This window comes from Bacteroides caecigallinarum (assembly GCF_021530995.1).
Classification (GTDB): Bacteria; Bacteroidota; Bacteroidia; order Bacteroidales; family Bacteroidaceae; genus Phocaeicola; species Phocaeicola faecigallinarum.
In genome coordinates, this window is the sequence record NZ_JADYTF010000126.1 from 1 (window position 1) to 9,602 (window position 9,602).

8 protein-coding genes are annotated in these 9,602 nt (G+C 39.4%); all 8 read left to right on the plus strand.

Annotated elements, in window-relative coordinates; genetic code table 11:
• A partial coding sequence (locus I6E24_RS13845; RefSeq protein ID WP_235329126.1) for a hypothetical protein occupies positions 1-651 on the plus strand: 651 nt, incomplete at its 5' end.
• 88 nt (positions 652-739) lie between these two features.
• Positions 740-1,612, plus strand: coding sequence for a hypothetical protein (locus I6E24_RS13850; protein WP_235329127.1), 873 nt, complete (start codon positions 740-742; stop codon positions 1,610-1,612).
• 32 nt (positions 1,613-1,644) lie between these two features.
• Positions 1,645-2,994 carry a S41 family peptidase gene (locus tag I6E24_RS13855; RefSeq protein ID WP_235329128.1) on the plus strand — a complete coding sequence of 450 codons (1,350 nt, stop codon included), beginning with the start codon at positions 1,645-1,647 and terminating at the stop codon, positions 2,992-2,994.
• A gap of 103 nt (positions 2,995-3,097) precedes the next feature.
• On the plus strand, positions 3,098-4,561 hold the full coding sequence (locus I6E24_RS13860; protein WP_235329130.1) for a TolC family protein: 1,464 nt from the start codon (positions 3,098-3,100) through the stop codon (positions 4,559-4,561).
• A gap of 9 nt (positions 4,562-4,570) precedes the next feature.
• On the plus strand, positions 4,571-5,557 hold the full coding sequence (locus I6E24_RS13865) for an HlyD family secretion protein (protein ID WP_204401328.1): 987 nt from the start codon (positions 4,571-4,573) through the stop codon (positions 5,555-5,557).
• Positions 5,558-5,568: 11 nt separating this feature from the next.
• Complete coding sequence (locus I6E24_RS13870) at positions 5,569-6,741, plus strand: ABC transporter permease (protein ID WP_235329132.1); 1,173 nt, start codon at positions 5,569-5,571, stop codon at positions 6,739-6,741.
• 14 nt (positions 6,742-6,755) lie between these two features.
• The gene (locus I6E24_RS13875; RefSeq protein WP_235329134.1) at positions 6,756-8,021 is read left to right on the plus strand and encodes an ABC transporter permease; all 1,266 of its coding nucleotides are present in this window, start codon (positions 6,756-6,758) and stop codon (positions 8,019-8,021) included.
• Between the two features lie 117 nt (positions 8,022-8,138).
• Complete coding sequence (locus I6E24_RS13880; protein ID WP_235329136.1) at positions 8,139-9,512, plus strand: energy transducer TonB; 1,374 nt, start codon at positions 8,139-8,141, stop codon at positions 9,510-9,512.
• Positions 9,513-9,602: the final 90 nt, after the last annotated feature.

A 9,602-nucleotide genomic window follows, 5' to 3' on the forward strand; every position in this document is an offset into this window, starting at 1 on the left:
CTGACAATTGACAAATGTTCATTTGATCATCCTGAATTTAACAATGCCACTGCAGGGTGTCTGTTTGTTAATCATAATTATGGGATTATTGATAACTTTCATTTAATCAATGGCTTAATAAACATGAAAACAGACGAAGAGAGAAAAACATTCGGTGGATTATCATTCCTTAATAAAGGAACAATTGTCAACAGTAGTATTTCCAACCTGATATTAGGAAGCAACAACGCGATATTGGGAATATTTGTATATCAGAACAATGGGAATATACTAAATTGCAGGATAAACAATAATATAAATAAAAATACCACTTCAAAATACTCTGCATGTATCTCTAGATTTAACACAGGATATTTGTACAATATTCTTATAACAGAATATAAATCCTCATACTATGGTATTTGTTATGATAACAAAGGGATATTCAACCACTGTATAATTCACAAAAATTACGAAGACAACGGTAAGCTTTATTATAAAAACCCTTACTCGGAATCATGTACCTACAAAACATTTTCCGATATTGAAGTGGAGAAAGAGAATTTAGCAAATCTCCTCAACAGTTGGATAGAAGAAAACCAATCAAATTATCCTAATATAACATTCCGCAAATGGACAACGGATCCAACGGATAAAGTTATATTCGAATAATGGCATATTATATTTTTTTTGGAGAGTAAAGTCTTACATCTTTACATAATTATTGTATTTTTGCGGCACATTACAAACAAACAAAAATATGGATAAAAATAAATCTCTGATTATTACAATAGTAGTACTTGCGATAATCGTGGCAGGTGTATCTTTCTTTGCCATCCACCAGATGCAGCAAAACAAGGAAATGACACAACTCTATGAAATTGAAAAAATGGAAATGGAGAATGAATACAGCACATTCGCCACGCAGTATGACGAACTTCAGATACAGATTAACAATGACTCACTGAGGGAGAAACTGGAAAGCGAAAAGCTGAAAACACAAAGGCTGCTTGAAGAACTCCGTCAGGTGAAGACCAGTAATGCCGCAGAAATAATGAGATTGAAGAAGGAACTGAAAACAGTAAGAGCCGTATTGAGAACTTACGTCATTCAGATTGACTCTTTAAATAAAATCAATGCTGCGCTTCAGGAAGAAAACAAGGAGGTGAAAAGCAAGTACAGTGCTGCTACAAGACAGATTTCCAGCCTGGCAAAAGAAAAGGAATCACTAAATGAGAAAGTTACACTGGCATCGCAACTTGATGCTACAAACATCGTAACAGAACCGCTGAACAAACGTAATCGTGAAGCGAAAAGAGCAAAAGATGTAAAGAAGCTTGCCATTTCGTTTACTATAGTAAAAAATATAACGGCTAAAACCGGTAACAAAACAATATACGTAAGGATTGCAAAACCGGACAATGAAGTGCTTTCAAAGAGTGATTCGAATACATTTGCTTACGAAGACAGAAACATCTCATATTCCATAAAGAAGATGATAGAATATACAGGCGAAGAAAAGTCTGTCACCGTATATTGGGATGTAGAAGAATTCATGCCGTCAGGAACTTATAACGTATATATTTTCGCTGATGGAAATATGATAGGACAGAACTCATTTAACTTGAAGTAAAACACGGTATGTATAAACACACTGAGAATAAAATGAAAAAAAATATATTGGGAATATTGGGCGGACTAACAACAGCCGCCCTTATTTCTTCATGCGGTGTTGATCGCTCAGGAGAGTATTATGCACTTATCAATACTCAGACGTGGATGTATGAAACCATGGAAAGAGAATATCTCTATTATCAGGATTTGCCTGATAGGAATTCTCTAAACTTCTTCAAAAGTCCAAGTGAATTCCTTACTACTGTAGTATCATCACAAGACAAAAAATCAGGGACCACATTCTCACATATAGATTCGGTATATGTTACAAGAAGTGCTTCCACTACTCCAACTTTCGGTTTTGAGGGAACAATAGTTAGAGCCGAAAACGGTTCATACGGTATAAGAGTGCTTTATACACAAGAGAACTCGCCAGCAGATGAAGTAGGATTAAAAAGAGGTGACCTGATTATCGCAGCCAATAACAAAAAGATAAACAGCTCTGACTTATTCTATATCACATCGCCTAAAGAAGCATATCTATTCACCATGGGTAAGCTGAATGGAACTGGATTTGATACATTGCAAACAGTACAGATGCCTGCACCAAGAATTGTAGAGAACAATAATCTGTATAAATCTGAAATAACAGAACGTGGAGGGAAAAAGGTTGCATACATAATGTATAACGAGTTTGGGAATAATGACACCGAAAAGCTGAACCAACTGTTCAAAAATATCGCAGGTCAGAATATTAACGATATAATACTTGACTTGAGATATAATCCAGGAGGATATGTCACTACAGCCCAAATGATTTCCACTAATCTGGCTCCACAGGAAGCATTGGGAAATACGTTCTTGAAAATGACTCATAATGATATTATCAACAAAACCGATATTCTGAACTTTGAGCAGTCAATGCTTGCCAATGGCTCTCCAATCAATTACGAAAACCTGTACGTAATAACATCAGGCAGCACAGCATCGGCATCAGAAATAGTAATCAACTGCTTGAAACCCTATATGTCTGGCAGACTTATACAGGTAGGTACCGCAACATTCGGAAAAAATGTAGCACAACAACTCTACACAGACGAAGTTAAAGCACCAATGCTTGAATTTTGGCTTACAAACAGCCTGTTAAGCAATGCTGAAGATTTCAGTGATTATTATACCAGTGGACTGAAACCTGATTTTGAGATTTCAGAGAACTTTAGTGGAGAACTTGGAGAACTTGGAACAGAGCAAGACTCAATAATGATTCCAATTTTCAAGCATATAGAAACAGGTAGCTTCCCTAATGCAGATGAATCAGAAACGATATCGAGAAGTATTGTTGATAAATATCGTCTTAATAACTCTATTGACTTAAAACCTAAATCTGCAATTATAGAATAAAAAACTTAAAATCTTTTCAACAATATACTTTGTTTTTTTGTTATTAAGGCATATATTTGCAATGTTGCATAAACAACCAAACAATAAAAACATTTTATTTGGTATGAAAAGATTTCTTAGTTTAATCCTATTGGCGGGAATAACAATTGACGGTTTCAGCCAACGCATCCTGTCATTGGACAGCTGCAGAAACCTTGCTATCCAGAATAACAAGGAACTGCGTATAGCACAGGAAAAAATAAATGCTGCACATTATAATAAGAAGGCTGCATTTACCAACTATCTGCCTAAATTCGATATTATGGCAACCTACATGCGTACGCAAAAAGAAATTTCACTACTCAGCGACGAGCAGAAAAATTCAATCAGCAACATCGGTACTGCAACCGGAGCACAACTGCAACAACAATTTCAACAAATTGCAGCATCAAATCCCATACTGGCATCACTGCTTGAACCACTGCAAGGTATGATTCCAGGACTTACTGCCGGACTTAACGGAGTTGGTCAAGGGCTTGTTGACGCTTTCCGTACAGACACACGAAACATGTTTGCAGGTGCTGCTACCCTAACCCAACCATTGTTCATGGGCGGAAAAATCATCGCTTATAACAAGATAACAAAATATGCAGAACAGCTTGCACAGATGCAACATGCTACCGGTATTGAAGACCTTATCCTGAATACAGACAAGGCTTATTGGCAGGTTGTATCTTTGGTCAACAAAAAGAAACTGGCCGAAAGCTATCTCAAACTGCTTGAAACTCTTGATTCGGATATCGACAAGATGATAGCCGAAGGTGTTGCCACAAAGGCAGACGGCCTGAGCGTTAAGGTTAAGAAAAACGAGGCTGAAGTGACTCTATTGAAAGTGGAAAACGGACTAAGCCTTTCGAAGATGGTTTTATGCCAGATATGCGGTTTGCCTCTTGATACAGATATTTCTCTGGAAGATGAAAATATGGACAACCTTACACTTCCTAATTTATATACCGAAAGTAATGTAAACACTGCTTTAGCCAACAGACATGAACTTAAAAGCCTTGAACTGGCATCGCAGATATACAGACAGAAAGTTAACGTGGTACGTTCGGAATTCCTTCCTTCACTTGCCCTTACAGCAAACTATGCAGTAACAAATCCTTCACTTGTTAACGGTTTCGAAAACAAATTCAGAGGTTTCTGGGCTGCAGGAGTAGTATTGAAAGTTCCTGTGTTCCACTGGGGAGAAGGTATCTATAAAGTCAGAGCTGCAAAAGCTGAAGCAAACATTGCAAGATACCAGCTTGAAGATGTAAAGGAAAAAGTGGAACTTCAGGTGACACAAAGCTCATATAAGGTGAACGAAGCTACAAAACAGCTTCACATGGCAGAACAGAACATGGACAAGGCTGAAGAAAACCTCCGTTTTGCAACCCTTGGCTTCAAGGAAGGAATGATACCTACAAGCAACGTGCTTGAGGCACAGACAGCCTGGCTTTCTGCACAATCGGGCAAAATAGATGCTCAGATAGACATGAAAATGAGCGAACTGTATTTACTAAAATCAATGGGAACATTAAAATAATAAAAAAATATGGCTGATAAATCACAACACAGCAACGTTTTGCTGGCATTTTTCACATTGGTGGCTGCTATAGTCATCGTTAGCGTTATTGGATTCTTCACTCTTGGTAAAGGTCCGGAAATCATACAGGGACAGGCTGAAGCTACCGAATACAGGGTTTCAAGCAAGGTACCGGGACGTATTTTGAAATACTTCGTAACAGAGGGTGATCAGGTAAAAGCCGGCGACACACTTGCCATACTTGAGGCACCGGACGTGATGGCCAAACTGATGCAGGCTCAGGCAGCAGAACAGGCTGCACTTGCCATGAACCAGAAAGCAAACAAAGGTACTCGTGCCGAACAGCTTCAGGCCGCATTCGAAATGTGGCAGAAGGCTAAAGCCGGTCTGGAAATAGCTGAGAAATCTTATAATAGAGTAAACAATCTGTTTGAGCAGGGAGTGGTTTCAGAACAAAAAAGAGACGAGGCTAAAGCCCAGTACGAAGCAATGAAAGCTACAGAAAAGGCTGCAAACGCACAATACACAATGGCAAAGAACGGAGCTCAGGCAGAAGATAAGGCTATGGCTGCCGCTCAGGTGGAACGCGCTAAAGGTGCTGTGGCTGAGGTATCATCTTATATAAACGAGACTTATCTTGTAGCATCTGCAGACGGCGAAGTAACTGAAATTTTCCCTAAAGTAGGCGAACTGGTCGGCACAGGCGCACCAATCATGAATGTTGCACAGATGGATGATATGTGGGTTACATTCAACGTAAGAGAAGATTTACTTAAAGACTTCACTGTTGGTGGAGAAATAAAGGCTTACATTCCTGCCCTTGAAAAGGATGCCGTACTTAAGGTTTACTATATGAAGGACTTGGGAAGCTATGCCGCATGGAAAGCAACAAAGACTACAGGACAGTTCGACCTCAAGACTTTTGAAGTAAGAGCAAAAGCTGTTGAAACTGTAGAGAACCTGCGTCCTGGAATGTCTGCCATAATTGAAAAATAAATAAACTGAATATGTCGAATACCGCCTATAAACTTATAAAGATAATGAGGCGCGAGGTGCTTCGTATCGCTACAAAACCGATGTATCTGTTTTGTATGATTATCGCACCTCTGCTCTGTTATGTGTTTTTCGCTACTCTGATGAGTAACGGACTGCCGACAGACTTGCCTGCGGGGGTGGTGGACCTCGACAACACATCTACCACAAGAAACATAATCAGAAATCTGGATGCTTTCCAGCAGACAAAGATAGTGGCACATTACAGCAGTGTGGCGGAAGCCCGTAAAGCCGTACAGAGAGGCGAAATATATGCTTTCTACTACATACCTGAAGGTACTACCGAGGAAACACTCGCCAGCCGGCAGCCTAAGGTTTCGTTCTACGCCAACTACTCATATCTTATTGCCGGATCACTGATTTACAGAGATATGAGGACGATGTCCGAGCTTGCCGGAGGAGCCGTAGGAAGGGAAACACTCTATGCCAAAGGAGCTACCGAGGATCAGGCAATGGGATTTCTGCAACCCATTGTTATAGATACACATGCCATAAACAATCCGTGGCTGAATTATTCCATCTATCTGTGTAACACTCTTTTCCCTGGTGTGCTTATGCTGCTGATATTCATGACCACAGCATACACATTAGGAACGGAGATAAAGGAAAATACAGGAAAAGAACTTATGGCACTGGCAGACAATTCCATAGTTATGGCGCTAATAGGAAAGATTCTTCCTCAGACACTGATATTCTTTATTATGGCAACATTCCATAATATTTATCTGTACGGATTTCTGCATTTCCCATGTCACGGAGGAATCTTCTCTATGATAATGGCAGGACTGCTGCTTGTATTGGCGTCGCAGTCTGTAGGCATTTTCTTCTACGGTTTGTTCGGTTCGATGCGTCTTGCCCTCAGTGCGGCATCACTGTGGGGAGTACTGTCATTCTCCATTTCAGGATTTACATTCCCTGTGATGGCAATGCACCCTACCCTCCAGGCTCTGAGCAACCTGTTCCCGTTGAGGCACTACTTTCTGCTATACGTTAACCAGGCACTGAACGGTTACCCTATAATCTATGCCTGGCATTCGGTAGTTGCACTAATGCTGTTCCTGCTATTGCCTTTCTTTGTACTGAAGAAACTAAGGCAGATTATGGAAACATACGTATATCTCCCTTAACACCCTATTGAATTATGAAACATCAACCGTTTAGAAATATTGTCCGTCAGGGTATTTCAAGTCTGTTCCATATTTGTGCCCGAGAATTGAAGAATGTATTCAAGGATCAGGGGGTACTTATATTCTTCATTCTTGTCCCTCTGGCATACCCTCTGGTCTATGCATTTATATATACACAAGAAGTGGTAAGGGATGTTCCTGCTGCCGTGGTCGACAACAGCCGTTCGTCGTTGAGCAGGGAATTCATACGAATGGTAGACGCCACTCCTGACATCAAGGTACAGTCCTATTGTGCCGACATGGAGGAGGCACAGAACCTTATCGAAGAAGGAAGGGTGTATGGAATAATATACATTCCCGAAGAATTTGCGCGAAATATATCTCAAGGGAAACAGACTTCGGTAAGTATCTTCAGCGACATGAGCGGTTTGCTCTATTACAAGTCTCTGCTGATGGCTACCACCAACGTGTCGCTCGACATGAATAAGGATATAAAAATCCAGCGAATGGGAAATACCACCGCACGCCAGGATGAAATAAGTACTGCCCCGCTGGAATACGAGGAAGTGTCACTGTTCAATCCGCAGGACGGCTTTGCCAGTTTCCTTATACCAGCCGTTCTGGTGCTGATAATCCAGCAGACATTGCTGCTTGGAATAGGACTTTCTGCGGGAACTGCAAGGGAGACAAACAAATTTCAGGACCTAGTTCCGTTAAGCAGAAAATATAATGGAACATTACGAATAGTTTTAGGAAAATCTTTGGCATATTTCCTGATATATGCCATTGTATCTGCATACGTGCTGTGTGCCGTTCCTAAAATGTTCAGCCTGGTTCAGTTGCCGGATCCTATAACTTTATTGTTATTCATGCTTCCGTATCTGCTGGCTTGTATCTTCTTTGCCATGACATGTTCCATATTCATACATCACCGTGAATCGTGTATGATGATATATGTATTTACATCTGTACCTCTGTTGTTTATTTCAGGTATATCATGGCCTGGAGCTGCCATTCCGGATTTCTGGAAGGTTGTTTCATGGATATTCCCTTCTACATTCGGCATAAACGGATTCGTGAGAATAAACAGCATGGGAGCTACCCTGTCTGACGTACTTCCGGAATTCAGGGCATTGTGGCTACATACCGGAATATATTTCATAACTACCTGTATAGTTTATCGCAGACAAATACAGATAAGCCACAGACATGTGGAAGAGAAACTCAAAAGAGTGAGAAAATATTTCCGTCTGAAGAAAAAGTCTGCTATTACACAATAACAGACTGTAAGTTCATCATTATTAACAATTCATCTTATACTTATAAGAGAGAATACTATTAGCTTTGCAAAAGGTTTTAAAAACGTTTGCAAAGCTTTTTTTATTTAGATAAAATCAATGAAAAGAATTAACCTTTACATAATAATTACAATTTTACTCACCGTTTTTAAAGTGAGTGCCAGTTCTGTAACAAACAATATCAGCGAAGAAGAAAAAACTAAATTCACAGTAGAAATAAAAAACTCCATTGGAGAACCACAAACTAAAGTTTTCCTGAAAATAACAGGTAGAAGCGATATTTATAGAGCTGATTCATGTGGAATAATCAATTTTGAATACGAAGTTCCCAAAAACTATACGCGAACAGCAAACATTTATCTGAATGAAGATCCAAAAAATCCTGAAAAGACATTTACACTTAATAAAGAGAATAATGTTCTTGATTTCTGTATAGATACCAAAGAAGACATATTAAAATTCAAACAGGAAAACAGTACTTTCTATATAGAAGGAATTGTAACTACAGAAAATGGAGAACCTATTACCGGTGCAACTGTTAGCATACAAGGAACTGGAAGATATGCAACTACTGACGAGATAGGCTTGTTCTCCATAGATGCAGACTTCAATCATTATATTATAATCAGAGCCGACGGTATGGAAAATCTGTCTATGACCGTCAGTCCGTTCCTCATGAATCAGAAAGACGCATACCCTATTGTAATGCGCCCAAAAAGCGGAGATAAAATCTACTCCAACGTAGAGAATATGCCTGAATATCCAGGAGGAATGAAATATTTCAAAAGATATATAGACAAAAATCTGAAATATCCGGAACTGGCAAAGGAAAACAAGATTGAGGGTGTGGTAGTAATGCAATTCGTGGTCGAGAAAAACGGTGATATCACATCTCCAAGAGTTGTCAGAAAGCTTGAAGCGTCACTTGATTCTGTTGCGATGAACCTTATAAAAGGTATGCCGCGATGGACTCCGGCTTCTGACCATGGAGTGAAGGTAAGATGTAAATACTCCGTTCCTATTGCATTCAGGGTTCCAGTACCAAAACCAGCGGTAATAGACAACAGTCCTATCAAAGATATAACATCAGCTGATAGTATCAGAGTGTTAAATGACAGTACAATCATAAAGCCTGATACATTGTCTACAGATAGCGTACTGAACGATAGTGTACTGAACGATAGTGTACTGAACGATAGTGTACTGAACGATAGCGTACTAAGAAAGAAGATATTGAGCGACAGCATAACTGTTGTAAACGACTCAATCGGTAACGACTCTACTCTTATCAAAAAACAGTCTGAAAAGGATACATCAGTAGAAAGCAAGACAATAAAAGTTAAGAAAAGAAACATATTCGTAAGATTCTTCAGATGGCTGTTCGGCATAAAGGATAAGGAGGAAAAAAACGATAAAGAAGCTACTGTAGAAGATAAGGTTCATCCGACATTTCGCGTGATAGTTGTTAATTAACGAAGAAAACCGCTGAACAAATTGTATATTTGAATCACCACAAACAAATGTACAGTAATGAACAGCAGTTTTCTATATCATGCTTGGGGG

Bases quoted from the DNA above. Each gene is read 5' to 3' on its own strand.
- I6E24_RS13850 (WP_235329127.1), top strand. From the start codon at position 740: ATGGATAAAAATAAATCTCTGATTATTACAATAGTAGTACTTGCGATA.
- I6E24_RS13855 (WP_235329128.1), top strand. From the start codon at position 1,645: ATGAAAAAAAATATATTGGGAATATTGGGCGGACTAACAACAGCCGCC.
- I6E24_RS13860 (WP_235329130.1), top strand. From the start codon at position 3,098: ATGAAAAGATTTCTTAGTTTAATCCTATTGGCGGGAATAACAATTGAC.
- I6E24_RS13865 (WP_204401328.1), top strand. From the start codon at position 4,571: ATGGCTGATAAATCACAACACAGCAACGTTTTGCTGGCATTTTTCACA.
- I6E24_RS13870 (WP_235329132.1), top strand. From the start codon at position 5,569: ATGTCGAATACCGCCTATAAACTTATAAAGATAATGAGGCGCGAGGTG.
- I6E24_RS13875 (WP_235329134.1), top strand. From the start codon at position 6,756: ATGAAACATCAACCGTTTAGAAATATTGTCCGTCAGGGTATTTCAAGT.
- I6E24_RS13880 (WP_235329136.1), top strand. From the start codon at position 8,139: ATGAAAAGAATTAACCTTTACATAATAATTACAATTTTACTCACCGTT.